General features: G+C 73.4%; 22 protein-coding genes. 15 read left to right on the forward strand and 7 right to left on the reverse strand.

Features of this window, described 5'->3' with window-relative positions; all coding sequences use genetic code 11:
* Nucleotides 1–201 precede the first annotated feature (201 nt).
* The 7 genes from BLU95_RS20285 (at nt 202) to BLU95_RS20315 (ending at nt 10,258) form a co-directional block, all read left to right on the forward strand.
* Nucleotides 202–786: a hypothetical protein gene (locus BLU95_RS20285; RefSeq protein ID WP_093861277.1), complete on the forward strand. Its 585-nt coding sequence runs from the start codon at nt 202–204 to the stop codon at nt 784–786.
* A 251-nt stretch (nt 787–1,037) separates the two neighbouring features.
* Nucleotides 1,038–3,908 carry a hypothetical protein gene (locus tag BLU95_RS43340; RefSeq protein WP_197698606.1) on the forward strand — a complete coding sequence of 957 codons (2,871 nt, stop codon included), beginning with the start codon at nt 1,038–1,040 and terminating at the stop codon, nt 3,906–3,908.
* A 112-nt stretch (nt 3,909–4,020) separates the two neighbouring features.
* Nucleotides 4,021–5,040 (forward strand): phosphate ABC transporter permease subunit PstC, encoded by a 1,020-nt coding sequence (pstC, locus tag BLU95_RS20295; RefSeq protein ID WP_093861278.1) that lies wholly within the window; start codon nt 4,021–4,023, stop codon nt 5,038–5,040.
* Nucleotides 5,041–5,098: 58 nt separating this feature from the next.
* On the forward strand, nt 5,099–6,349 hold the full coding sequence (gene pstA, locus BLU95_RS20300) for a phosphate ABC transporter permease PstA (RefSeq protein ID WP_093861279.1): 1,251 nt from the start codon (nt 5,099–5,101) through the stop codon (nt 6,347–6,349).
* A 65-nt stretch (nt 6,350–6,414) separates the two neighbouring features.
* Nucleotides 6,415–8,346 carry a substrate-binding domain-containing protein gene (locus BLU95_RS20305; protein WP_231977696.1) on the forward strand — a complete coding sequence of 644 codons (1,932 nt, stop codon included), beginning with the start codon at nt 6,415–6,417 and terminating at the stop codon, nt 8,344–8,346.
* Nucleotides 8,343–9,284 carry a class E sortase gene (locus tag BLU95_RS20310; protein ID WP_093861280.1) on the forward strand — a complete coding sequence of 314 codons (942 nt, stop codon included), beginning with the start codon at nt 8,343–8,345 and terminating at the stop codon, nt 9,282–9,284. Before BLU95_RS20305 ends, BLU95_RS20310 begins: the two co-directional genes overlap by 4 nt.
* Nucleotides 9,285–9,307: 23 nt before the next feature.
* On the forward strand, nt 9,308–10,258 hold the full coding sequence (locus BLU95_RS20315; protein WP_231977697.1) for a phosphate ABC transporter ATP-binding protein: 951 nt from the start codon (nt 9,308–9,310) through the stop codon (nt 10,256–10,258).
* 45 nt (nt 10,259–10,303) lie between these two features.
* Here the strand turns inward: BLU95_RS20315 and BLU95_RS20320 are convergent, their stop codons facing one another.
* A complete protein-coding gene (locus BLU95_RS20320; protein WP_231977698.1) occupies nt 10,304–11,143 on the reverse strand; it encodes an HAD family hydrolase in 840 nt (279 codons plus the stop codon).
* Nucleotides 11,144–11,329: 186 nt separating this feature from the next.
* Here BLU95_RS20320 and BLU95_RS42380 point away from each other — a divergent pair, with 186 nt between their 5' ends.
* The gene (locus BLU95_RS42380; protein ID WP_159424953.1) at nt 11,330–11,506 is read left to right on the forward strand and encodes a hypothetical protein; all 177 of its coding nucleotides are present in this window, start codon (nt 11,330–11,332) and stop codon (nt 11,504–11,506) included.
* Nucleotides 11,507–11,950: 444 nt separating this feature from the next.
* Here BLU95_RS42380 and BLU95_RS20330 read toward each other — a convergent pair whose 3' ends face one another.
* From BLU95_RS20330 to BLU95_RS20340, 3 genes are all read right to left on the reverse strand, one after another.
* Complete coding sequence (locus BLU95_RS20330) at nt 11,951–12,703, reverse strand: hypothetical protein (RefSeq protein WP_093861283.1); 753 nt, start codon at nt 12,701–12,703, stop codon at nt 11,951–11,953.
* A gap of 95 nt (nt 12,704–12,798) precedes the next feature.
* On the reverse strand, nt 12,799–13,623 hold the full coding sequence (locus BLU95_RS20335; protein ID WP_093861284.1) for a hypothetical protein: 825 nt from the start codon (nt 13,621–13,623) through the stop codon (nt 12,799–12,801).
* A complete protein-coding gene (locus tag BLU95_RS20340; protein ID WP_093861285.1) occupies nt 13,620–14,165 on the reverse strand; it encodes an RNA polymerase sigma factor in 546 nt (181 codons plus the stop codon). The genes BLU95_RS20335 and BLU95_RS20340 overlap by 4 nt, the downstream gene beginning before the upstream one ends.
* 97 nt (nt 14,166–14,262) lie before the next feature.
* On the opposite strand from BLU95_RS20340, the gene BLU95_RS20345 reads away from it, so the two are divergent.
* The 6 genes from BLU95_RS20345 (at nt 14,263) to BLU95_RS20370 (ending at nt 19,923) form a co-directional block, all read left to right on the forward strand.
* Complete coding sequence (locus tag BLU95_RS20345; RefSeq protein ID WP_093861286.1) at nt 14,263–15,174, forward strand: serine/threonine-protein kinase; 912 nt, start codon at nt 14,263–14,265, stop codon at nt 15,172–15,174.
* Between the two features lie 58 nt (nt 15,175–15,232).
* Nucleotides 15,233–16,120 (forward strand): LLM class flavin-dependent oxidoreductase, encoded by an 888-nt coding sequence (locus BLU95_RS20350; RefSeq protein ID WP_093861287.1) that lies wholly within the window; start codon nt 15,233–15,235, stop codon nt 16,118–16,120.
* 107 nt (nt 16,121–16,227) lie between these two features.
* Nucleotides 16,228–17,298, forward strand: a complete 1,071-nt coding sequence (locus BLU95_RS20355; RefSeq protein ID WP_093861288.1) for an ABC transporter ATP-binding protein — start codon at nt 16,228–16,230, stop codon at nt 17,296–17,298.
* Nucleotides 17,282–18,193, forward strand: a complete 912-nt coding sequence (locus BLU95_RS20360) for an ABC transporter permease subunit (RefSeq protein WP_093861289.1) — start codon at nt 17,282–17,284, stop codon at nt 18,191–18,193. Before BLU95_RS20355 ends, BLU95_RS20360 begins: the two co-directional genes overlap by 17 nt.
* Nucleotides 18,194–18,204: 11 nt before the next feature.
* Nucleotides 18,205–19,122 (forward strand): ABC transporter ATP-binding protein, encoded by a 918-nt coding sequence (locus tag BLU95_RS20365; protein WP_093861290.1) that lies wholly within the window; start codon nt 18,205–18,207, stop codon nt 19,120–19,122.
* Nucleotides 19,123–19,206: 84 nt separating this feature from the next.
* The gene (locus BLU95_RS20370; protein ID WP_093861291.1) at nt 19,207–19,923 is read left to right on the forward strand and encodes an ABC transporter permease; all 717 of its coding nucleotides are present in this window, start codon (nt 19,207–19,209) and stop codon (nt 19,921–19,923) included.
* A gap of 84 nt (nt 19,924–20,007) precedes the next feature.
* Here the strand turns inward: BLU95_RS20370 and BLU95_RS20375 are convergent, their stop codons facing one another.
* Nucleotides 20,008–21,285, reverse strand: coding sequence for a CynX/NimT family MFS transporter (locus tag BLU95_RS20375; RefSeq protein WP_093861292.1), 1,278 nt, complete (start codon nt 21,283–21,285; stop codon nt 20,008–20,010).
* 77 nt (nt 21,286–21,362) lie between these two features.
* A complete protein-coding gene (locus BLU95_RS20380) occupies nt 21,363–22,103 on the reverse strand; it encodes a FadR/GntR family transcriptional regulator (RefSeq protein ID WP_093861293.1) in 741 nt (246 codons plus the stop codon).
* A 205-nt stretch (nt 22,104–22,308) separates the two neighbouring features.
* Between BLU95_RS20380 and BLU95_RS20385 the strand changes: the two genes are divergently transcribed.
* On the forward strand, nt 22,309–23,073 hold the full coding sequence (locus BLU95_RS20385) for a sporulation protein (protein WP_093861294.1): 765 nt from the start codon (nt 22,309–22,311) through the stop codon (nt 23,071–23,073).
* An 82-nt stretch (nt 23,074–23,155) separates the two neighbouring features.
* Here the strand turns inward: BLU95_RS20385 and BLU95_RS20390 are convergent, their stop codons facing one another.
* A complete protein-coding gene (locus BLU95_RS20390; RefSeq protein ID WP_093861295.1) occupies nt 23,156–24,973 on the reverse strand; it encodes an LCP family protein in 1,818 nt (605 codons plus the stop codon).
* Between the last annotated feature and the right edge of the window lie 127 nt (nt 24,974–25,100).

The raw sequence follows: 25,100 nt of genomic DNA on the forward strand, positions 1-25,100 counted from the left end.
CCTCCGGCGGCCAGGGGTTTCCGCCCCTGGCCGCCGGGCCACGCCGGGCCGGCCGGATCGCACCCGGGCGGGGCCGGCGGCACCACCGCACGAACGCACCACCGTACGGCCACAGCACCGTACGAACGCGCCACCGCACGAAGCGCCAACTCACGGCCTTCACGGCCGGACCGTTCCATGTTGCACACTTAGGAGAGCAGTATGTCCCGCACCAGCGCCCGTCTCGCCGCCGTTGCCACGGCTGTTGTGCTCGCCACCACTGGCGCGGCCACCTCGGCCACCGCCGCCACCCCGGCCACCGGCAGTGCCGTGGTGAACGAGAGCAACACCTTCCTGATCAACTCCCTCTCGGCGGGCGTCATGGTCTTTGCCCTCCCGACGGCCACGGGCTCCTACGACAGCGCCACCGGCCTGTCCGCCGCGTTCCCGGTGACCGGCGGTGCCGCCAACCTCCCCAGCTACTACGGCGACGTCCAGCTGGGCGGCGGGCTGCTCTTCATCAACCTGCGCACCGGCAAGACCGCCGTCTTCAAGAACCTGTCCTTCAACGTGGGCAACTGGCAGATCACCGGTGTGCCGCAGGGCGGCACCACCTCGGTCGCGCTGCTCGACCCGGCAGGCGACACCACGGTCGCCGGCAACGCCGCCGCCAGCACGCTGACTGCCAGCGACCTCCAGGTGGACGAGGAGGGTGCGAAGTACCTCGACACGAAGCTGAACACCACCTTCTTCACCGCGGGTCAGTCGGTGGGTTCGCTGAACCTCACCTTCAAGGCCGGCAGCTGACACGCACCAGGTAACGGCGGCGGGGTCCGGAGGTCCGGGCCCCGCTGTTCCGCGCTCCGGGGAACGGTCGGCGGAGTGATCAAACAGGGTTGTTCGCAGGCGAGTTGTGGCCTCGTACACCCTGGCGATCCACGGCGTCCATGTACGGCTGGCCGAATGGTGACTGACCATCGGCGGCATCTGGCCAACTCGCGCCGGGGTCCGGCCGGTTCCCCGTCTACGCGCGAAGCGCGGTCCTGGAGGTGCACGTCATGAGAGTCCGTCCACCGGGTTCGAGAGCCCTGGGGAGGTGGAGGAGGGGACTGCTGGCACTGGGGACGGCCTGGGCGGTCGTAGGAGTCTCGGCGATCCTGCCGCTGGGTGCGGGAACGGTTCCGCAGGCGGCCGCGGCCAGCGCGACGACCGTGGACGGGCCGGAGATCTGGCGCCCAGCCACCAAGGATCACGGTCCCAAGGGCAAGATCACCGTTTCCTCCACCAGCAGCCTGACCAATGAGGTCGTCCACGTCTCCTGGGAGGGTTTCACCCCGACCGTGGACCCGATGGGCAACCCGGTGAAGTTCGTCAAGCTGAACAGCCCCACCGGCCAGGAGCTCTACCCGGTCCGCGTCTACCAGTGTCGGGGTACCGACCCGACCGTGCACGACTGCTACGGCAGCACCAAGTACAACCAGGACCCGACCAAGGGCTTCCTCCAGCCGGCGCCCCCGCCGGGCACCACCACACCGGACTTCCCCTTCAACGGCGCGGTCCGGGTCACCGGCCCCGACGGCCGCGGTGAGGCGGACATCGAGGTGTGGACCTCCCAGGAGAGCCCGTCCCTCGGCTGCAACGCCACCCACCCGTGCTCGCTGGTCGTCGAGGCCAACTACGGGGGTGACGCGCTCGGTTTCACCACCGACAACCAGAAGATCGACTGCACGAACCACACGCTCGACAACCCGGTCGAGAGTGAGTACTACGCGATGGCCTCGGAGTCGATCTACGCCATGGGCGGCGCGGAGAACGACACCTGGAACCCGGGCGAGAGCTGTGCCTGGGCGAACCGGATCGTCATCCCGCTCTCCTTCGCGCCGACTGCGGACGACTGTCCCGTCGTGGCGCAGGACCTGCTGGTCGGCGGCCTGGCGATGGCCAACCGCGCGATGCAGCAGTGGCGCGCCGGCCTGTGCCAGGGCTCGAACCCGCTCGGGGTGGACTACATCGGGAACCTGGGCGAGCCGCAGACCCGGGCGAACTTCCGGAAGCAGTCGGGGCCGGACGTCGCCCTGACCGCGCTCCCGGAGAGCGAGCCGGCGAACCGGCCGTACGTCTACGCGCCACTCGCGACCACGGCGATCTCGGTCGCCTACGTGGTCGACGACGCGGCGAACTCCGGCCAGATCAAGACGCTGAACCTGACCCCGCGACTGCTGGCGAAGATGCTGACCCAGTCCTATGTGATGGCCAAGGGCGTCACGATCGACTCGGTCGCGAACAACCCGGTCTGCATCTTCGAGGACAAGGACTTCCTCGACCTCAACCAGCTGGACCCGGCGATGGGCCAGCGCTGGCCCAAGTGCACCGAGCAGGCCTGGCCGGCCGACTCGGCGCCGATCGTGCTCGGCGGCACCACCGACCTGATCTACCAGCTGACCTCGTGGATCGCAGCGGACCCGGAGGCCGCGGCCTTCATGCGGGGCGAGCCGGACCCGAACGGCATGCACATCAACACCTTCTACCGGCAGCCGGACTTCGCCGGCTACCCGGTGGACGCCATCAGGGTGCGGGACTACTCCGGCCCCGACGACTGGAAGATGTACGAGATCAACCCGCTCAACGGCGGTCTGGCCCAGGTCGCGCGCAACCTCCTGATGGCCAAGCCGACCTGCCAGTCCCCGTTCGTCGACGTGGACGGCAAGCACCCCAACTGCGTGGCGGTCGACCCCGGCCGCCGCGGGCTGTTCGCGATCATGGACAGCGGCCAGGCCAAGGCCTACGGGATGCCGGAGGCGGCGCTCCGCAACCCGGCCGGGCAGTTCGTGAAGCCGACCCAGGACTCGCTCGGGGCCGCCGTCGCGACCATGCCCGTCGACCCCGCCACCGGCACCCAGACGCTGCCGTACGGCGTGGCCGGAACCGCGTTCGCGGGTTCGGCGCAGGCGTACCCGCTGTCGGTCGTGCAGTACGCGATGATGCCGACCGGCGGCCTCTCCGCCGCGAAGGCGAAGGCGGCCTCGGACTTCCTGCGCCGGGTGACCGACCCGGCCGAGGGCCAGCGGTACGGGAACGAGCCCGGTTTCCTGACCGCCGGCTTCCTCGCCCTGACGGGCGACCAGCAGGCACAGGCCCGGTCCGCCACGGCGCACGTCGCGGCGCAGGACGGCACCTACCCCGGCAACCAGCCGGGCCCGAAGCCGACCGAGCCCGGGGGCGAGAACGGCGGCCAGACCGGCGGCCCCGGGACCGACGGCGGGACCACCGGTGGTACTGACGGCGGAACCACCGGTGGTACCGACGGCGGGACCACCGGCGGGACCGAAGGCGGGACCACGGGCGGGACCACGGGCGGGACCACCGGCGGCAGCGACGGTGGGAGCACCGGCGGGACCACGGGCGGGACCACCGGCGGCAGCGACGGCGGGACCACCGGCGGCTCGACGGGGTCCACAGGTTCGACCGGTACCTCGGGTTCGACGGGTTCCACCGGCTCGACCGGTACCTCGGGTTCGACGGGCTCCACCGGTACCTCGGGTTCCACCGGCAGCAGGACGTCCACCGGCTCGGGCACGACCGGTGCGGCCGGTACCGGTTCGGGCTCCGGCACCGCCGCGGTTCCCGCGGCAACCGCACCCGCGGCCGCGGCGCCCGCCAAGTCGACCCCGGCTCCGGCCAAGTCGACCCCGGCCGCCGCTCCGGCAGCCACCGGTCCGCTCGCCGCCGCTCCGGTCGCCGCCGGAACGCCGGCCGCCGACCGCTCCGGCGGCGCCCGGCTGCTGCTGCCGATCGCGCTGATCGCCGGCGCGGTCCTGCTGGTGGGAGGCCCGCTGGCGCTCGTCCTGGCCGGTACGCCGGCCGGCGCGAGGATCGCCACCGGGGCGTCCGGGGTCTGGGCGCGCCTGCGTCCGGGCCGCCGCGTCTGACGGCGCACGTTCCGACTCGGCGGGGCCGCTGTCCCGGCCCCGCCGAGTGCCTTCCCCGTCCCCGACAGTCCCCCCGCACCTGTCCCGTACCGAGCGCGCCGGAGAGCAGACCATGACAGCCGCCGCCGAGCCCGCGACACCGTTCGCCGAGACTCCAGGCCAGCCGGACCACGACACACCCCGCATCATCACGGCCCCGTCCACGCCCGGTGACCGGGTGTTCCGCGGTTTCCTTCGGGCGGCCGGGCTCTCAGTCTTCGCGATCATGGGCCTGATCGCCTTCTTCCTCCTCCTGCGCGGCGCCGACGCGCTCCGCGCGGTCGGCTTCTCCTTCTTCACCGAGCAGAAGTGGCTGACCCAGGCGCACAACTTCGGTATCGCCGCGGTGCTGCCGAACGGCCTGCTGATCGCCGTCATCGCCCTGCTGATCGCGGTCCCGGTGGCGCTGACCTCGGCCGTGTTCATCTCCGAGTACGTGCCGGTCCGGCTCCGGGCGACCCTGATCTCGCTGGTCGACCTGATGGCCGCGATCCCCAGCATCGTCTACGGCCTCTGGGGCCTGTTCTTCCTCCAGCCGCGGATCATCGGCTTCGTCCGCTGGATGTCCGACCACCTGGGCGGCACGATCCCCTTCCTCAAGGTGCGCACCGGTGACATCGCCAGCTCCTACACCTCGTCGACCTTCATCGCCGGTGTCGTCGTCTCGCTGATGATCATCCCGATCGTCACCTCGCTCAGCCGTGAGGTGTTCTCCCAGGCGCCGCAGGGCGAGCGGGAGGGCGCCTACGCGCTCGGCTCGACCCGCTGGGGCATGGTGCGGACCGTGGTGCTGCCGTTCGGTCGTGGCGGTGTGATCGGAGCCGTGATGCTCGGCTTCGGGCGCGCGATGGGCGAGACCATCGCCGTGGCGCTGATCATCTCGCCCAACTTCGAGCGGATCAGCCACGTCCTGGAGAGCGGCGCCAACTCGATCTCCGCGCTGATCGCCCTGCGCTTCGGCGAGTCGGACCCACTCTCGCTCTCGGCGCTGATGGCGGCCGGTCTGGTGCTGTTCGGGCTCACCCTGCTGGTCAACATGGCGGCCGGGTTCGTGATCAACCGGTCCCGTTCCGGCGCGGCCACGGCGGACTGACCGTGAAACGTATCCCCCGCCCCCGCCCGTTGCCGCCCCGTCGTGAAGGGACGACCCGATGACCACACTCGATCTGCCGGCCGAAACCGCCCCGGCCCCGGCCCCGCCGAAGGCCGCGCCGCCGGCCGAGCGCCGGATCAGGATCGGCGGGGTGACCCGTGAGGACGTGCTGACCGTCCTCGGCGCCGTGACCGGATCACTGGCGCTGGACTGGATCCTCTACGAGCGCGTCATGCCGTTCAGCGGTGCGTTCGGCTTCCTGCTCTGCTGGTACCTGCTGTTCCTCGTCGGCTACGGCCTCCTCGGCCGGCTCCAGTGGGGGCCGCTGCTGGTGCGCGAACGACTGGTGGCGGTGATCGCCTGGAGCGCGGGCCTCGCGGTGGTGGCGCTGATCGCCGACCAGATCGGCTATGTCGCGATGCGCGGCTACGAGGCGGCCCAGCACCTCAACTTCTTCACCGAGTCGATGGAGACGACCTCCGCGCTCTCGCCGATCACCTCGGGCGGCGCGGTGCACGCGATCCTCGGCTCGCTCGAACAGCTGGGCCTGGCCACCCTGTTCGCGGTGCCGCTCGGCATCTCGGCGGCGGTCTTCATGTCCGAGGTCGGGGGCCGGATGGCCCGCCCGGTGCGGACCCTGGTGGAGGCGATGACGGCGCTGCCGTCCATCGTGGCCGGCCTCTTCATCCTCGGCGTCGTGATCATCACCCTGGGTTTCGAGAAGAGCGGCTTCGCCGCCTCGCTGGCCCTGACGGTGATGATGATGCCGATCGTCACCCGCGCCGCCGAGGTGGTGATCCGGCTGGTGCCGGGCACGCTGCGGGAAGCCTCCTTCGCCCTCGGCGCCAGCCAGTGGCGCACGGTGTGGAACGTCGTGCTGCCGACCGCCCGGCCCGGTCTGGTGACCGCGGTGGTGCTCGGCATGGCGCGCGGTGTCGGCGAGACCTCGCCGGTGCTGCTGACCGCGGGTTTCACCACCCAGCTCAACGCCAACCCGTTCAGCGACCGCCAGGTGTCGCTGCCGCTCTACATCTGGAACTACGTCAAGCAGCCGTACCCCGACATGGTCGCGCGGGCCTTCGCGGCGGCCCTCGCCCTGATGCTCATGGTGCTGATCCTCTTCGTCACCGCGCGCGTGCTCGGCGGCCGCCGTCCCGGCCAGCTGACTCGTCGCCAGCGCCGCCGGATCGAGCGGGGCGCCCGGGCCGCCGAGCGGTCCGCCCACGAGCGCCGGACGGTCGCGGCCGCCGGACCCGCTGTTGCCGGAGCGCACCGGACCTCCGGAACCACCGTGGCAGGAGCGAGCTGATGTCCGTAACAACCACCCACCGAACCATAGGAGTTCCCATGTCGTGGGAGGCTGTTCGCCGACCCGTGGCACGTACCGCCGCCATGCTGCTCACCCTGTGCCTGACCGCGGCTGCACTGCTGCTGGGGCAGGCCGTCCCGGCGTTCGCGGCCACCACGCTGAACGCCGACGGGTCGAGCTGGGCCGGTCCGGCCATCGACCAGTGGCGCAACGACGTCAATCCGATGGGCATCAAGATCAACTTCAGTCCGTCGGGCTCCGCCGCCGGTCGCAACCAGTGGGCGCTCGGCCAGAACGACTTCACCGCCTCGGACGTGCCCTTCCGGACCCAGCCGGACAGCGGCGTCGGCGCGGGTGGCCACGAGAACGGTTCGGGCAATATCGAGAACCCGGTGTACGGGTACTCGTACGTCCCGATCACCGCGGGCGGCACCGCGTTCATGTACAACCTGACCGTCGCCGGCAAGCAGGTCCGCGACCTGCGGCTCTCGCCCAAGACCATCGTCGAGATCTTCACCCGTAAGATCACCAACTGGAACGACCCGAGGATCACCGCCGACTACGGCAAGGCGCTGCCCTCGATCCCGATGATCCCGATCGTCCGATCGGACGGTTCGGGCGCCACCGCCCAGTTCACCCGGTGGATGCAGCACACCTTCCAGGCCGAGTGGGAGGACTACTGCCGGAGCATCAACAACGTCCCCTGCGGCGACTACACGGAGTTCTTCCCGAAGACGGCCCAGACGAAGGCGCTGAACGGCTCCGACGTCGTCGCCAACTACATCATGGGCTCCGCGGGCGAGGGCACCATCGGCTACGACGAGTACGCCTTCGCCAAGGGCAGCAACTGGCCCGTCGTCAAGGTGCTGAACCCGGGTGGCTTCTTCACCCTGCCCACCGCCTCCAACGTCGCCGTCGCCCTGACCGCCGCCAAGATCCGCGGCGTCGACGACAACACCTCGCCGAGCGACCCGAACTTCCTGCAGCAGAACCTCGACGGCGTCTACGTCAACAACGACCCGCGGTCCTACCCGGTCTCCAGCTACAGCTACCTGATCGTCCCGCGCAAGGACGCCGCGCTCCCGCCGCCGCCGCGCTTCAACGACGACAAGGGCAGTGCGCTCAGCCGCTTCATCTCGTACGTGCTCTGCGCCGGCCAGGGCAAGGCCGACGAACTCGGGTACTCGCCGATCCCCCGCAACCTGGTCCGCGGCGGCATCCTGCAGACCCAGCACGTCCCGGGCAACGCCAGCACGGTCGACCCCAACACGCTCGCCAACTGCCCCAACCCGACCTTCACCGGTGAAGAGCTCACCGTTCTGAAGAACGCCCCGCAGCCCAGCCCCTGCGATGCCAAGGGCGCCCCGCTGGACTGCAAGGTCGAGAACGGCAAGCCGGTGACGGGCGGAACCACCTCGGGCGGCTCCGGCACCACCGGTGGCGCGGCAGCGGGCGGTTCCGGCTCGGGCGGTGCCGCCACCGGCGGAGCCGGAGCGGCGGGCGGTGCGGCGACCGGAGGCTCCGGCTCCACCGGCGGCGCGACCGGCGGCGCGGCCACGACGAGCGGCGCCGGGGGCACCGGCAAGGCCACCACCACCAAGACCCCCGGCGCCACCGGCACCGGCACCACCGGCGGCGCGGCCACCACCGGCGGCGCCGGCAGCACGGGCGGCACCGGCGGTGACGCCGGCACCGGTGGCGCCGCGGCCGACCCCAACGCCCCGGCCGCCGACGACCCGAACGCGGCGGTCGACGGGACCGACGACCAGGCCGCCGAGCAGGTCGTCGACCCGCAGACCGGCCAGGTGGTCGCACGCGGCCGCGGCAGCGGCACCACCACCGAGGTCACCGCGGACGTGGTCGAGGTCGCGGGCCGCCCGGAGGACTGGACCCTGAGCACGCTCACCGCGCTCGAACTGCTCGCCGTCGTCGTCGTCCCGCCGCTGCTCGGCCGCCGGCTGCTGCGCCGCCGCTCGCAGACGGGCGGCCGGTCATGACGGCGCCCGCGCTGGAGAAGCCCGCCGGTCCGGCGCCGGCCGCGCCCGCCCCGGCGGGCGCGGCCCCGCCCGCCGGCCCGGCGCCGCGGACCGCTCCGGCCGGGTCCGACGGCTCCGGCCGGACGGCCAAGCGGGTCAGGTTCCTGCAGGCGGCCTGGGCGGTGAGCCTGCTCGCGGCCATCACCATGGGCTTCGTCGGCTACTTGTTCACCCTGTCGCACGTCCAGCAGAAGCACTTCCAGTCCACCGCGTACAAGTCCTTCCGGGACCAGCTCGCCCGGGCGGTCGCCCCGACCGGCAAGGCCGCCGACGGCTCCCCCGTCGCGCTGCTGGACATCCCGGCGATCGGGCTGCACCAGGTGGTCGTGGTGGAGGGCACCACCGGCCGGGACCTCATGCGCGGCCCGGGCCACCGCCGGGACACCGCGCTGCCCGGCCAGACCGGGGTGGCGGTGCTGTTCGGCCGGGGGGCCACCTTCGGGGCGCCGTTCGGCGAGCTGAACAAGCTGCGGGTCGGGGACCGGATCGAGGCCACCACCGGCCAGGGCAAGTTCACCTACACCGTCAATGTGTACGGCGACGAGGACCACCCGATCGTGGACCCGGTCCGCAACCGGCTGGTGCTGGTGACCAGCGACTCCGACTGGATCCCGGAGTCGACGGTGATGATCGGGGCGCGGCTGGACGGCGACCCGGTGGTCAACCCGGGCGGGCGTCCCGCCACCGTGCCGTACGACAAGGCGCTCGCCGCCGACAAGGGCGCGCTGGCCGCGCTGCAGCTGTGGACGCTGGGACTGCTCGGCGCGGTGGTCGCCGTCGTCGTGCTGGCCCGGTACTGGCACCGCTCGGCCGCCTACCTGAGCCTCGCACCGGTCGTCGGCGCGCTGCTCTGGGCGGTCTACGAGAACGCCGCCGCCCTGCTGCCCAATCTCTACTGACGCGCGCCCGGAGGACCGTACCGATGACGGATGCACCGATGACCCACGTACCGACCGGCCACGGGCCGGGCGACCCGGCCGAGACCACGATCACCCTGCCCGCCGTCCCGGCCGGCGTCGACGGCGGCCACGCCGGACCCGACGGGCAGCTGCTCTACCCGCAGGACGCGCACTACCAGGGCTACACCGAGGAGCCCCGGCTGGCCGGGCTGGAGACCCGCGACGTCTCCGCCTGGTTCGGCGCCCGCAAGGTGCTGGAGCGGGTCTCGCTCGCCATGCCGGCCGGCGAGGTGACGGCGCTGATCGGGCCGTCCGGCTGCGGCAAGTCCACCTACCTGCGGATCCTCAACCGGATGCACGAGATGGTCCGCGGCGCCGCGCTCTCCGGCGAGGTGCTGCTGGACGGCGACGACGTCTACCGCCCCGGCCGCCGCCCGGCCGAGGTGCGCCGCCGGATCGGCATGGTGTTCCAGCGGCCCAACCCGTTCCCGGCGATGTCCATCAAGGACAACGTCGCCAGCGGGCTCAAGCTCGCCGGCATCAAGGTCGGCAAGGACGAGCGCGAGCACCTGGTGGAGACCAGCCTGCGCCAGGCCGGCCTCTGGGACGAGGTGGCCACCCGGCTGGAGGCCCCGGGCGGCTCGCTCTCCGGCGGCCAGCAGCAGCGGCTGTGCATCGCGCGGTCGCTGGCCGTCTCGCCGGACATCCTGCTGATGGACGAGCCGTGCTCGGCGCTCGACCCGACCTCCACCCGCCGGGTCGAGGAGACCATCGCGGAGCTGCGCGGGCAGCTCACCATCGTGATCGTCACCCACAACATGCAGCAGGCCCAGCGCGTCTCGCAGAGCTGCGCGTTCTTCCTGGCCACCCACGACACCCCGGGGCGGATCGTCGAGCACGGGCCGACCGAGCAGGTCTTCCACCACCCGCGCGACCAGCGGACCTCGGACTACGTCAACGGCCGCTTCGGGTAGCCGGACCGGGCCGCCCCCGACCTGCCCGACTGCCCGACTGCTCGCCTACTCGCCGCGGTGCCGGAGGATCTCCTCCAGCACCGCGGCGACGCCGTCCTGCTCGTTGCTCACCGTGTGCAGCGCCACCGCCGCCAGCACCTGCGGGTGGGCGTTGGCCACGGCGTACGCGGTACCCGCCCAGGCCAGCATCTCCAGGTCGTTCGGCATGTCGCCGAAGGCCACCACCTCGTTCCGGTCGATCCCCCGCCCGGCGCACCAACGGGCCAGCGTGCTGGCCTTGGTGACGCCGGGCGCGCTGATCTCCAGCAGCGGGATCGGTGCCGAGCGGGTGATCTCGGCGAGATCCCCCGCCGCCTCCCTGGCCTCGCCGAGCAGCTTGTCCGGGTCCAGGTCCGGATGCTTGGCGAGCAGCTTGAACAGCCCGCGCACCGGCCCGCCGGCGCCGAGCAGCCGCTCCGCCGGACCGACCGGGTGGTTCTCGTCCTGCCCCCACATCCGGACCTCGTAGCCGGGCTCGCGGGCGAACCCGGCCGGGTACTCGAAGGCGAACGCGATGCCCGGCAGCTTGGCCCGCAACCGCCCGACCACGGCGAGCGCCTCCGCCTCCCCCAGCGGGAACGACTCCAGCAGCTCGCCGCGGTGCACGTCCACCACGGCGCCGCCGTTCGAACAGATCGCCACCCCGTGGCCGCCGATGTGCGCGCTCACCTGCTGCATCCAGCGCGGCGGACGGCCGGTCACGAACACCACCTGGATCCCGGCCGCCTCGGCGGCGGCCAGGGCGGCGGCGGTGCGCCCGGTGACGGTGCCGCCGGAGCAGAGCAGGGTGCCGTCCAGGTCGGAGGCGATCAGCCGGATCGGGGGAGCGGTGCGCGGTGTGGTCACCGACCCATCTTCGCCCACGCACGGGCGGGCGGTCACCGGGGCGGGCGGCCGGGTCCCGGAGCGATCTTTGCGGCACGTTTCGGCCCCGGCCGCACCGGTTTCCGGCCGATCACCCCGCCCCCGGGGTGTCCCACCGCCCCCGACCGGGCAGGACTCCCCTCGGCCACCCCGTCGGCAGGAAGAGCCATGCCAACTCGCCAGGTCCGAGACGAGAGCCCCCCGACCGACCCCGAGGACGTCCCGCCGCCGTCCCGCGAGCCGGTCCTGATCGGCGACATCCTCTTCGACACCCTCGCCGAGCTCGCCCGCCGCACCGCCCCCGCCCAGCCCCTCCGGCTCCCCGCCCAACGGCCGCACCCCTGAGGTCCGGCCCGCACCCCTGAGCGCGGGGCCGCCCCCGAGCCCCGGCGCGCACCGGCTCGGGCGGTCGCCGTGGCGGCAGGCGGTGGACCGCAGGGCGGTCGAGGTCACGGCCGCGGTCCAGGGCGGCGTGGTGCGCACGGACCCGGTCGGCCCTCGCCGCCACCTCGGCCGGGCCGACCGGTCCGTGCTCGGCCTCGGCGGCCGCGATGTACTCGTCGACGGCCTCGCGCTGGAACTGCCGCCGGACGGCTTCCTCGATGGACGAGGAGACACCTTGCGTCCCCGCCCGCTCGCGGATCGCCGCGGAGGTCTCCGCACGCAGGGAGATGCTGGTGACTCCGGTCCTGCCGACGCCGAGGCGGCGAACGGCCCGAGTCTCTCCGGAGCTTCGGACGGTGGTGGGCCCGCTCCCGCCCGCCGGCGCGGGCGGGAGCGGGCCGTCCTTCAGGAGGCCAGGCGCTTCAGTGCCGCCGTGGTGATGCCCTCCACGTCGGCCGGGGTGCCGGCGGGCCGGCCGGCCAGCTCGACGACGGCGACCCTGGTGCCGCTGCGCAGGACGGCGACGCCGCCGCCGGGGACGCCGTCGCCGCTGTAGGCCGGGTACCAGCGGGCGGTGCCGCCGGCGGCGGTCAGGGTGTGGGCCGCGCCGTAGCGCCAGTGGCCGGCCGGCTCGTCCTGGCAGTCCTCGACCAGTGCGACGAGCTGCTGCTCCCAGGCGGTGGCCGCGGCCGCGGTGGGGGCGCTCGCGGCCGACTCGTTCAGCAGACCGGCGGCGTCGAGGGTCCAGGCCACGGACGCGTAGGCGGTGGCTCCGCTCTTGGTCAGGTCGCGCATCGTCTGCTCGCCGGAGCAGGCGGACAGCGCCTGGCGGCCGCTCAGTACGACGGTCGCGCCGACCGGGTGCAGGCCCTGCCGGACGGCGTCCTCGCTCTGGACGAGGCCGGCCGAGCCGAGCCCGGCGGTGGCGGTCGCGGGGGCGGTGGTGGTCGCGGCGCTCGCGACCGGGCCCGGGTGGGCGGCGGGAGCCTGGCCGGCGGCGGCCGCGGTGCGCTGCGCGGCCGGCTGGGCGGCCCCGTCGGCGTTGGCCGACTGGGTGCCGACCACGCCGACCGTGATCAGTGCGGCGGCGAAGCAGGCCGCGGCGGCGACCCGGTTGCGGCGGACGGACTTCTGCTGGACGGCGCGGTTCTCGGTCATCTGGTCCCCCTGCTGGTCGGGACGCCCGTTGCGTCCTCGTACAACCGGGGAGATGCCGCCCGGGAGGAGAAAGTCGGAGTCCCGGGCGGGCTGTTTCACAGCCGTGACAGAGCGGTCCTGACGACACGGTCCATCGCGGCCGTGCCCAGGCAGGCGTGGACGTCCAGCACCCCGTAGTGGCTGCCGCTGCGCAGGACGGCGACGCCGCCGCAGGGCTCCTCGACCTCCGGCGCCCTGCCGGTGGTGTTGAGGAGCCCCTCGAAAAGGCCCATCCAGCTCGCGGTGACGTCCGGGGCGAACCGCACCGTCGTGGTCCTTCCGTAGACCCAGTGACCGGGCGGTTGCTGCTGGCAGGACACCTGCTCCTGCAGCAGGCGCTCGGCGAAGCCCTCCGCCAGGGACGGGCTCGGGGCCTCGGCGGCGACCTCGCGGGCGACCTGGTCGACCAGGTCGGCGGCCCACGTGGGGTCGCTCGGGTCGGTGCGGGGGCTGGTCATCAGTCCGCGGAAGTGGGCGCCGGGCCCGCCCAGGGTCTGCACGAGGGTCTTCTCGCCGGTGCAGGCGGGGTTGGCGTAGTCCCCGTCGCCGTACCGGTCGGTGACGTGGATCCGGCTGGTGGCGACCTCCGGGCGGAACGCCAAGGGGTCCAGCAGGTTCGCGGTCGTCACCGGCCCGGGAGCGCCGGGAGCACCGGAAGCATCGGGCGTACCGGTCGGCGAGGCGGAGGCCGAGGTGGAGGCCGAGGCGGGCGTCGTCGCCGGAGCCGACCGCCCCGCCGGGTGCGCGTCGTCGCCGGGAGGCGCCGGCAGCACGAACCGGCCGGTCGCCAGCCCGAGCACGGCGGCCGCCACCAGGGCGGCGACGGCGGACCGCGGTCGGACGGCGACGCGGCGCCCGCGGGCCGCGGGACCGCCGCTCACGGACCGGTGACCAGGCGCTCGCGCATGAAGCGGCGGGCCTTCTGGATCCGGTCCTTGACCGTGCCCATCGGGGTGTCCAGCTCCTCGGCCACCTGGGCGTAGGTCAGGTCGCCGAGGTCGCGCAGCACGAAGGACTCCACCAGGGCGGGGTGCTGCTGCTCCAGCGCCGCCAGCGCCTCCATCACGTCGAGCCTGGTCCCGGCGATGACGCTGGTGGTGCGCGGGTCGACCGACTCGGGCAGCTCGGCGTGGCTGTCCTCGGCGCGCCGGCGCATCGAACGGTAGGTGGACCGGGCGGCGTTCGAGGCGATCACCGTCACCCAGCCCAGGAAGGAGCCCCGGCCGTCGTACCCGCCCAGGTGCTTGCTGATGGACAGCAGCGCGTCCTGCGCGGCCTCCTCCGCGTCGGCGTGGTGGGGCAGGAACCGCGAGCAGCGCCGCAGCACCACCGGCCGCAGCTTCGCCAACAGGTACTCCGTCGCCCCCGGATCCCCCGCCCGGGCAGCCGCCACGAGCCGTTCCAGCTCGCCTTCCTCGAACATCCGGATCCCCCGTTCCGTCAGCCCGGCACCACGCCCGGCATCGCGCCCGCCGAACGGGAGTTCCGCGCTCCGCCCGACTCCGGCAGAATGCTGCCACATGCGCAAGCTCGGCCGTTACCTCCTCCTGGAGCGGCTCGGCGCCGGCTCCTTCGCCACGGTCTGGAAGGCCTACGACCCGGAGCTCGACACCGAGGTCGCGGTGAAGGTGCTGGCCGAGAACTGGGCCGCCAACGCCGACGTGCGCGAGCGGTTCCTGGCGGAGGCGCGGCTGCTGCGCCGGATCGCCAGCCCGCGCGTGGTCCGGGTGCACGACGTCGGGGTGCAGGAGGAGCGGCCCTACTTCGTCATGGACCTCGTCCGCGGCGGCACCCTGGCGGACCGGGTCGGGCAGTGCGACCCGCAGGAGGCGCTCCGGCTGGCCGCCGAGGCGGGCCACGCGGTCCAGGTCCTGCACGAGGCCGGTGTGGTGCACCGCGACGTCAAGCCGTCCAACCTGCTGCTCGCCACCGACCCCGCGCCCGGCGCGGTGCTGGTGGCGGATCTCGGCAGCGCCAAGCAGCTGGCCGACGCCTCCGGGCTGACGGTGACCACCGGCACGCCCGCGTACATGGCACCGGAACAAGCCTTCCAGACCGGCGGGTTCGACAACAGGGCCGACGTGTACGCGCTGGCCGTCGTGGCCTACGAGCTGCTGACCGGTCAGAAGCCGTTCGGCCCGGGCGGGCGCGCCACGGCCCTGATGACCGACGCGCCGACCGCCTCGACACTGCCGGAGCTCCCCGCCGGGTCGGAACTCCCGCCGCACATCGCCCTGCTGCTGCGGGCCGCGATGTCCGTCGACCCGGCGGAGCGGCCGCCGACCGCCCGGGCCTTCGCGGACGCGCTGCTGGCCCCGGCCCCGCAGCCCCGGCCCCCGGCAGGCCGCCGCCGGCTGACCCCGCGCGCGGTCGCCCTGGCCTCCGGCGCGGTGTTCGCGGCGACGGCCCTGCTGAGCTGGCTGGGGCGGTGAGGGCGAGCCGTCACGTCGCGGGGCACCGGCCGACGACGGCTCCCGTAGGGTCGACGCCATGCGTCTGAGTACGGTGATCCTCCCCATCCACCGGTGGAGCGAGGGGCAGAAGATCTGGCGGCGGGCCGAGGACCTCGGGTTCCACGCCGCCTACACCTACGACCACCTGTCGTGGCGGTCGTTCCGGGACGAGCCGTGGTTCGGGGCGGTCCCCACCCTGACGGCGGCGGCCGCCGCGACCGGGCGGATCCGGCTGGGGACGCTGGTGACCTCGCCGAACTTCCGGCATCCGGTGACGCTGGCGAAGGACCTGATCACCCTCGACGACGTGTCCGGCGGGCGGCTGACGCTGGGCATCGGGGCCGGTGGGACGGGGTACGACGCGACGGCGATGGGGCAGGAGGCCTGGTCGCCGAAGGAGCGGGCGGACCGGTTCGCCGAGTTCCTGCCGCTGCTGGACGAGCTGCTGCGCAGCGAGGCGACGACCCGTGAGGGGACGTACTACTCGGCGGTGGAGGCGCGGAACGTCCCGGGCTGCGTGCAGTCGCCGCGGGTGCCGTTCTACGTGGCGGCGACCGGGCCGCGCGGGCTGCGGCTGGCGGCGGAGCACGGGCAGGGCTGGGTGACCTACGGGGACCCGAAGGGCCCGGCGGACGTGCCGGTGGAGCAGGCGCCCGGGGTGGTCGCGCAGCAGATCGCGAAGCTGACGGCGGCCTGCGAGGAGAGGGGCCGGGACGTCGGCGAGCTGCAGAAGCTGCTGCTCCAGGGGTCGACGGCGGAGAAGCCGCTGCAGTCGCTGGACGCCTTCGTGGACTGGGCCGGGACGTACCGGGAGCTGGGCATCACCGAGCTGGTGGTGCACTGGCCGGTGCCCGACTCGATCTTCGCCAACGACCTCGCCGTCTTCGAGCGGATCGCCACCGAGGGTCTCGCCCAGCTGGGCTGAGGGGTGCGGTGCGCGGGCGGTCCCGGGACCGCCCGCGCCGTGATCCCTTAGGGGACGGGCGGGGCGGCGTCATACCCCAGCAGCATGCGGGCTCGTCATCCCAGCTCATGGTCACGGAGCCGCGCGCCCACTACGTTGGGCCCGTGCCCACTGTCATCAAGACGGACGGCCTCACCAAGAGGTTCCCCCGGGTGACCGCCCTCGATCAGCTGACCGTTGAGGTCGAGCCCGGGGTGGTCGGCCTGGTGGGAGCGAACGGCGCGGGCAAGTCCACACTCATCAAGATCCTGCTCGGACTCTCGCCGGCGACCTCCGGGACCGGGCGGGTGCTCGGGCTGGACATCGCCACCCAGGGGTCGGAGATCCGCGAGCAGGTCGGCTACATGCCGGAGCACGACTGCCTGCCGCCGGACGTCTCGGCCACCGAGTTCGTGGTCCACATGGCGCGGATGGCCGGGCTGCCGGCCGCCGCCGCCCGGGAGCGGACGGCGGACACGCTGCGGCACGTCGGCCTGTACGAGGAGCGGTACCGTCCGATGGGCGGCTACTCGACCGGTATGAAGCAGCGGGTGAAGCTGGCGCAGGCGCTGGTGCACGACCCGAAGCTGGTGCTGCTGGACGAGCCCACCAACGGTCTGGACCCGGTCGGCCGGGACGACATGCTGGCGCTGATCCGCCGGGTGTACAGCGACTTCGGCATCTCGGTGCTGGTCACCACCCACCTGCTGGGTGAGCTGGAGCGCACCTGCGACCACCTGGTGGTCATCGACGGCGGCAAGCTGCTGCGCTCCTCGTCGACCGCCTCCTTCACCGGCGCGACGGCCACCCTGGCGGTCGAGGTGACGGACCACCCGGAGGACCACGGCCTGGACGCGAGCGCCGCGGTGCGCACGCGGCTGGTGGCGGCGGGCCTGTCGGTGGAGACGGAGGGGACGCGGATCCTGCTGGTCCGGCTGGTGGGCGACGAGACCTACGACGTCATCCGGGACGCGGTCGCGGGGCTCGGGCTCGGTCTGGTCCGGCTGGAGCAGCGGCGGCACCGGGTCGCGGAGCTGTTCACCGGGAGCACGGACACGGACACGGGCACGGGCACGGGCACGACGGAGGGCGCCGACGGCGCCGGCCGCACCCGGACGACGGAGAACGAGGGGAGTACCGCAGATGTCGCTTCCTCCTGAGTTCCGGTCGGCCGACGCCGGCGTCATCCACGACATCGGCTACCGCGGCTACACCGGGCCCCGGCTCGGCCGGGGTTACGCCGCCCGCTCGCTCTTCACCCAGAGCCTGCGCGCCGCGTACGGCCTCGGACGGTCCGGCAAGTCCAAGGTGCTGCCGATGCTGGTGCTGGGCGTGGCCACCGTGCCGGCCCTGATCATCGTCGCGGTCGCCGTGGTGACCGGGGTCGACAAGCTGCCGGTGGACTACGCCCAGTACCTGAGCGCGATCGGGCTGGTGGTCTCGATCTTCCTCGCCTCGCAGGCGCCGGTGCTGTTCTCACGGGACCTGCGCCACCACACCGTGCCGCTGTACTTCTCCCGGCCGATCACCCGCACCGACTACGTCCGGGCCAAGTTCGGGGCGATGGCCTGCGCCCAGCTGCTGCTGATGCTCGCGCCGCTGCTGGTGCTCTACATCGGCTCGCTGCTGGTCGGGCTGAAGTTCGGGGACCAGACCGCGCACTTCTTCTACGGTCTGACGGCCGCCGTGCTGTACGCCCTGGTGCCGACCTCGGTCGCCGTGGTGATCGCCGCCACCACACCGCGGCGGGGCTTCGGGGTGGCCGCGATCATGGGCTACCTGGCGGTGAGCACCGCGGTGGTCGGGGTCGTGGTGGGGATGGCGAGTACGACGGTCGGCTTCGACGAGCCGCTGCCGACCTACCCGCAGTGGGTCGTGCTGCTGTCGCCGGACGGGCTGGTGGAGAGCCTGACCAACGAGCTGTTCGACCTCGGCTCCGGTCCGGAGCGGATGCACGCGCCGGGCGGGCTCGGTCTGTTGGTGTTCACCCTGGTCGCCGTCGCGATGGTGGCCGGCTCGTACCGGCTGCTGCTGCGCCGCTACCGGAGCATTTGAGAGAGGGCGTCATGGCCACCATCACCATCGACAAGGTCTCCCGCTGGTTCGGGAACGTGGTCGCCGTCAACGACGTCAGCATGGCGATCGGGCCCGGCATCACGGGCCTGCTCGGTCCGAACGGCGCCGGGAAGTCGACCCTCATCCACATGATGAGCGGTTTCCTGGCACCGTCCACCGGCACGGTCACCCTGGACGGCGCGCCGATCTGGCGCAACCAGGAGGTGTACCGGCAGATCGGCCTGGTCCCCGAGCGGGAGTCGATGTACGACTACCTGACCGGCTGGGAGTTCGTGCTCGCCAACGCCGAGCTGCACGGCCTGCCCCACCCGGGCGCCGCCGCCCGTAAGGCGCTCGCGCTGGTGGAGATGGAGTACGCCCAGGAGCGCCGTACCGGCACCTACTCCAAGGGCATGAAGCAGCGGGTCAAGATGGCCTCGGCGCTGGTCCACGACCCGGCGGTGCTGCTGCTCGACGAGCCGTTCAACGGCATGGACCCGCGCCAGCGGCTCCAGCTGATGGACCTGCTGCGGCGGTTCGGCGAGGACGGCCGGACGGTGCTGTTCTCCTCGCACATCCTGGAGGAGGTCGAACAGCTGGCCCGGCACATCGAGGTGGTGGTGGCCGGCCGGCACGCGGCCTCCGGGGACTTCCGCAGGATCCGCCGGCTGATGACCGACCGCCCGCACCGCTACCTGGTCCGCTCCAGCGACGACCGGAAGCTCGCGTCGGCGCTGATCGCGGACCCGTCCACGGCCGGCATCGAGCTGGACTGGCAGGAGAAGGCACTGCGGATCCAGGCGGTGAACTTCCAGGGCTTCACCACCCTGCTGCCGCAGGTCGCCCAGCGGGCCGGGATCCGGCTGTACACCGTGGCCCCGGCGGACGAGTCGCTGGAGAGCGTGTTCTCCTACCTCGTCTCCGCGTAGTCCCGGCACCGGCCCCGCGAGGGCCATCGACCGCCGACCGGCACCCCTCACCAGGACCAGGAACCCCAGGAAGGCCGACCCACCATGAACCCGACCGTCGCCAGGCTGACGCTGCGAGGCCTGCTCGGCCGCCGCCGCGGCCTGCTGCTGCTGGTGGTCCCCGTCCTGCTGCTGCTCGTCTCGGCGTTCGCCGCCGCGTCCAGCGGCAACCACCACGACCTGGTCGTCGACATCCTCGGCAAGCTCGGTCTGGGGACCCTGCTGCCGATCCTCGGACTGGTCGTCGGCACCGGTGCCATCGCCACCGAGATCGACGACGGCTCGATCGTCTACCTGCTCGCCAAGCCGCTGCCGCGGTGGAAGATCGTCACCACCAAGCTGACCGTGGCGATCGGCATCACCTGGGCCTTCTCGGCGGTGCCGATGCTGCTGTCCGGGCTGCTGATGTACGGCACCAAGGAGGGCCTGGCGCTCGCCTACACGGTCGCCGCGATGGTCGCCGGCGCCGCCTACAGCGCGCTGTTCCTGCTGCTCGGCGTGGTGACCCGGCACGCGGTGGTGGCCGGGCTGGCGTACGCGCTGGTGTGGGAGGCGGTGATCGGCAACTTCGTCGAGGGCGCCCGCAAGCTGAGCATCCAGCAGTGGGGGATGGCGGTGGCCGAGTCGGTGGCGGCCGAGGGCTCGATCACCTCGGTGGTCTCGCTCGGCGCGGCCGTGGTGCTGCTGGTGGTGGTCGCGGTGGCGGCGACCGTGCTCGCCTCGGTGAAGCTGGCCGGGCTCACCCTGGCCTCGGAGGAGTAGGACGCGTCCCGGACCGCGAGGACGGCACGGCCCGCACGACCGACACGGCCCGCACGGCTCACCGAGCCGTGCGGGCCGTGCCCGTCAGAGCGTGCGGTCGCGCCCGGCGCCCCAGCCCGCGACGGCGACCACGCTGACCAGGACCAGCATCAGCGCCAGCGGCGTGGTCCAGCCGCCGGTCGCCTGGCGCAGCGCCCCGGCCCCGACCGGTCCGGCCGCCGCGACCAGATAGCCGACCGCCTGCGACATCCCGCCCAGCTGGGCGGCGCCAGCGGCGCTGTCGGTCCGCAGCACGATGAAGGCGAGGCCGAGGCCGAGCGAACCGCCCTGGGCGACACCGAGGATGACGGCCGCCACCCAGGCACCGGGCACCGGGGCGATCAGCAGGACGGCGATGCCGACCGCGTTGAGCAGGGCCATCGAGACGGCGAGCGCCCGCTGGTTGGTCATCCGCCCGGCGAGCAGCGGCACCAGGAAGGCGCCGGCCACCTGGACCAGGTTGGAGAAGGCGAAGACCAGGCCGGCCTCGCCGCGGTCCATCCCGTGGTCGGCCAGGATGGTCGGCATCCACGCGACCAGCGTGTAGACCAGCAGCGACGAGATGCCCATGAACAGGCTGATCTGCCAGGCCAGCGGCGAGCGCCAGATCCCCCGGATCGGCCGGACCGGGGCGGCCGGCGCGGCGGAGGCACCGGAGGCGGTGACACCGGAGGCCGTGGCACCGGCGCCGTCCCGGGCGGCCCGGGCCCGCAGCACCTGCGGCAGCCAGGCCACCGCCGCGACCAGCGCGAGCAGCGACCAGGCACCGAGCGAGGCCTGCCAGCCGCCGCCGAGCGCGTGCTCCAGCGGCACCGACAGACCGGCCGCCATGGTGGCGCCGACCAGCATGGTGGTCGAGTAGACGCCGGTCATCGCGGCGGCCCGGTCCGGGAACTCGCGCTTGACCAGGCCGGGCATCGAGACGTTCAGCACGGCGATCGCGACCCCGATCACCACGCACCCGGCGTACAGCGCCGCCACCGAGGGCAGCACCCGCAGCAGCACCCCGGCGCCGAGCACCAGCACCGCGCCCAGCACCACCCGCTCGGTGCCGAAGCGCCGGGTCAGCCGGGGGGTGAGCGGCGCGCCGACGCCCTGGAAGAGCACCGGCACGGTGGTGATCAGCCCGCTCGCGGTGGCGGAGAGCCCGAAGGAGCGCTGGATCTCGCCCACCATCGGCGACACCGCCGCCAGGCAGGCGCGCATGTTCAGGGCGACCAGCAGGATGCCGGTCAGCAGCAGCGCGGGGTGCGCGAGCCGGGAGCGGACGGGGAACGGGACGGCGGTGGTGACAACCGGCTGCTGGGCACGGGTGACGGCCATGGGTGGTGCTGCTCTTTCGTGGGATTCGGAGAACGTCCGGGCAGGCGGACGGAACGGAAGGGGGGCCTTCGGCCCGCTCACTTCCGGGCGGCGATGGCGGCGAGGAGCTGCTCGACGGCCGCGGTGGGTTCGGCGAGCAGCTCGCGACAGGCCCGCTCGGCCCGGTCCGGGTCGCCGCTCTCGATCGCGTCGACCAGGGCCGCGTGGGTCGCCACGACCACCTCGGGCATGTCGTGGTCGCCGAACGCCGTCCGCATCGACTCGCGCACCGAGGCGCCGAAGTAGCGGTACACCTCGGTCAGTGCCGGGTTGTGCGCGGCCTCGACGACGGCGGTGTGGAACTCCAGGTCGTGCTCGACGGTGGCCTCGCGGCCGGCCCGCTCGGGGTGCGAGGCGATCACCTCGGCCTCGCGCGCCAGCGCGGCCCGCATCCGGACGATGTCCTCGGGGGTGTGCCGCAGCGCCGCCAGCCGGGCGGCCTCGGCCTCCAGCGCGGCCCGGACCTCCAGGACGTCCCGCACGCCGGAGCGCTGCACCCCGCGCAGTACGGCGGCCGGGTCGCTGGTGGAGCGGACGAAGGTGCCCTCGCCCTGCCGGGAGACCAGCATCCCCGCGTGCACCAGCACCCGGATCGCCTCGCGGACGGTGTTCCGTCCGATCCCGAGGCGTTCGGCGAGCTCGTGCTCGGTCGGGATCCGCGAACCGACCGGCCAGACGCCGCTGCTCAGCTGCTCCCGCAGCTGGTCGATCGCGGTGTCCACCAGGGAGCGCCGCCCGGCGGTCTGCAGCGTGTCGTTGCCGCTGTGCGCGCTGGTCATGGCGGGCTCCTCCCGGTGACTCGAGGCTCGGTCGTCGGTCATCCTACAACTGCTTGCCCGGTCATCCTACAACTGGGGGTGAACAGCCCGGGAACCGTCCGGGGCGGCCTGGCGTTCCTCCGGACGACCGGCGCTCCGGACCGCCCCGGAAGGATCCGGAAGGACGGGCCCGGTCCACACCCCCTGATGCGAGGAGAACGTCCGCATGGTGTTCAAGAAGCTGCTCGGTGCCCTGGGCGTCGGCGGTCCCGGTGTCGACACCGTCCTGAGCACGCCGGTCGTGCGGCCCGGCGGGACGATGGCCGGCACGGTCGAGCTGACCGGGGGGACGGTGGAGGCGGACATCCGGGGGATCACGCTGACCCTGGTCGCCCGGGTGGAGATCGAGCACGAGGACGGCGAGAGCACCGGCCTGTACCCGTTCGCCCGGTTCTCGGTCACCGCGCCGCTGAAGCTGGCGCCGGGCGAGAACCGCTCGATCCCGTTCGCGGTCCAGGTGCCGTGGGAGACCCCGGTCACCACCGTCGCCGGGCAGCGCCTGCACGGCATGCAGCTCGGTGTGCGCACCGAGGTCGACATCGCGGGCGCGCTCGACAAGGGCGACTCGGACCCGCTGGAGGTCGAGCCGCTGCCGGTGCAGCACCGGATCCTGGAGACGCTGCTCCAGCTGGGCTTCCGGTTCCGCGCGGCGGACCTGGAGGCCGGGCACATCCGCGGCACCGGGCAGACCCTGCCGTTCTACCAGGAGATCGAGTACTCGGCGGCGCCGCAGTACGCGCACTCCTGCAACTCGCTGGAGGTCAGCTTCGTGACCACCCCGGACAAGGTCGAGGTGGTCCTGGAGGCCGACCGCCGGGGCGGCCTGTTCGGCGGCGGCGGGGACGTGATCCGCACCCATGTGGTCGGCCACGGCCAGGCGGACGAGGACCTCACCGCGCTGGTCGACGGCTGGATCCGCGCCGCGCTCTGAGGCCTTACGGCCCCGGCCCCGGGCGGGACCGGCTCGGGGCGGGCCCGTTCCCCTGCGGGCGCGGCCCCGGCTCCGGGACCGGTCAGCCGTAGGAGACGTTGCTGCAGATGTCGTCGTCGCCCGACCTGGCCTCGCTGACCACCTCGGTGGGCAGCGGGGCCGGGCTCCCCGCCGGGCCGGTGGCGGTCGGCGAGGGGGTGCCGCCCGCCGCGTAGTCCCGGCCGAGCCGCAGGCTGATCCCCGCCGCCTGCCCCGGAGCCACCGCGGCGCCCGGGAACAGCGCGGCGACCTTCTCCGCGGCGGCCCGCTGCCCGGTGCCGTACTCGACCGTGGTGGTCGCCCGCGCGGTGCCGCGGCTGGACGTCCCGGCGACGGTGACCCGCGCCGCACGCAGGGTCTCGGCGGCCCGGGCGGCCAGGCCGGCGGCGTTGGTGGCGTTGTAGACGGTCACCCGGATCGGTGTGCCGTCGGCGCCGACCGCCGGGGAGGGATCGGCGCTCGGCGTGGGGGTGGGCGCCGGCTCGGCCGTCGGCTCGCCCGCGGCCTCCTGCCGGCCGGTGGCGTCCTGGCCGTCGATGGTCCGGTCGGCCTGCAGGGTCCGCCACAGGGTGTCGACCGCCGGGTGCACCAGATCGATCCGGGCGCCCGAGTAACGCCAGGGCGTGGTGAGGAACTTGACCTCGTGCAGGTCGATGCCCTTCAGGGTCAGCGCGAAGTCCACCAGTTTGGCGGCCGAGTCGAGGCCGGGGTCGACGGTCATCGAACGGGTCGCGGCGTCGGCCAGCGGCAGCAGCGTGCCGGGGCTCAGACCCTTGCTCTTGATCTTCGCCAGCAGGGAGGCCAGGAAGGCCTGCTGACGCTTCATCCGGCCGACGTCCGAGTCGTCGCCGATGCCGTGCCGCAGTCGCACGTAGTCCAGGGCCTGCTGGCCGGAGACCCGCTGGCGGCCCTTGGCGAGCACCACCTTGCCCTTGCGGCCCAGATTGGGGTTGATGTTCCCCTCGTGGATGTCGTTCGGCAGGCAGACGTCGACCCCGCCGACGGCCCCGGTCATCGCGGCGAAGCCCTCGAAGTTGACCTCGATCGTGTGGTCCACCCGGATGCCGGTGAGCCGCTCCACGGTGTTGAGTGTGCAGGCCGGGTTCCCGGTCTCGGAATTGCCCACCGAGAAAGCCGAGTTGAACATCTGTCCGGGCTGCTCCCGGGTCCACTTGCCGTTCGGCAGCTTGCACCGGGGCACGGTCACCAGGGCGTCGCGCGGGATCGAGATGCCGACCGCGTGCCGGTGGTCCGCGTACACGTGCAGCAGGATCGTGGTGTCCGAACGGGCGCCGGTCTCGTCGCCGCCGCCCAGGTCGCTGTTCTTCCCGGCGCGTGAATCGGAGCCGATCAGCAGCAGGTTGACGGGCCGGTGGCCGTGCGCGTCGGCGGCCGATTCGGGCGGGCGGTCGGGGGAGATGGCATCCGCGTCGAAGGACCGGAGATTGCCGTTCAGCTTGTAGTACACCGCGCCGCCGGCGCCGGCCAGCACCACCAGCACCCCGGCCACGGACCAGGCGATCAGCCGCCGGGCGCCGCTCCGGCCGTTCCGTCCGGAGCTCCGGGCGGTCCGCTGCCCGCTCCCGCCGCTCCCGCCCCGGGCGTCGGGGCGGGGCTCCCTGGGGGTCTCCCGGCGTCCGGCCCGGGCGGCCGTCCGACTGCTCTCGGTGGTGCCGCCGCGACCGGGGCGGACCGGGACGACGCGGTCGCGGGCGGCCCTGCGGGCCTCGGCCCGGCCGCCGGGGCGCGGCGCCGGGAACCGTCCGGGGCCGTCCTCGGGCCGGACCGCGTCGTCGGTCCGGACGCCGCCGTCGGCGCGCCCCGCCGGATCCGGCGGGCTCCCGTCCCACTGGACTGACATGGCGCGCACCTCTCAGTGACCGAAGCGGGCAACCCTGGGAGCATACAAACTCTTCCGCCGCCGCCCGGCCGCCGAACCCGGCCGCACCCCCGCCGACCCGGGCGTTCGCCGCAGCGCTCCGCCGCAC

The sequence above is a fragment of the Streptomyces sp. TLI_053 genome (assembly GCF_900105395.1).
Lineage (GTDB): Bacteria > Actinomycetota > Actinomycetes > Streptomycetales > Streptomycetaceae > Kitasatospora.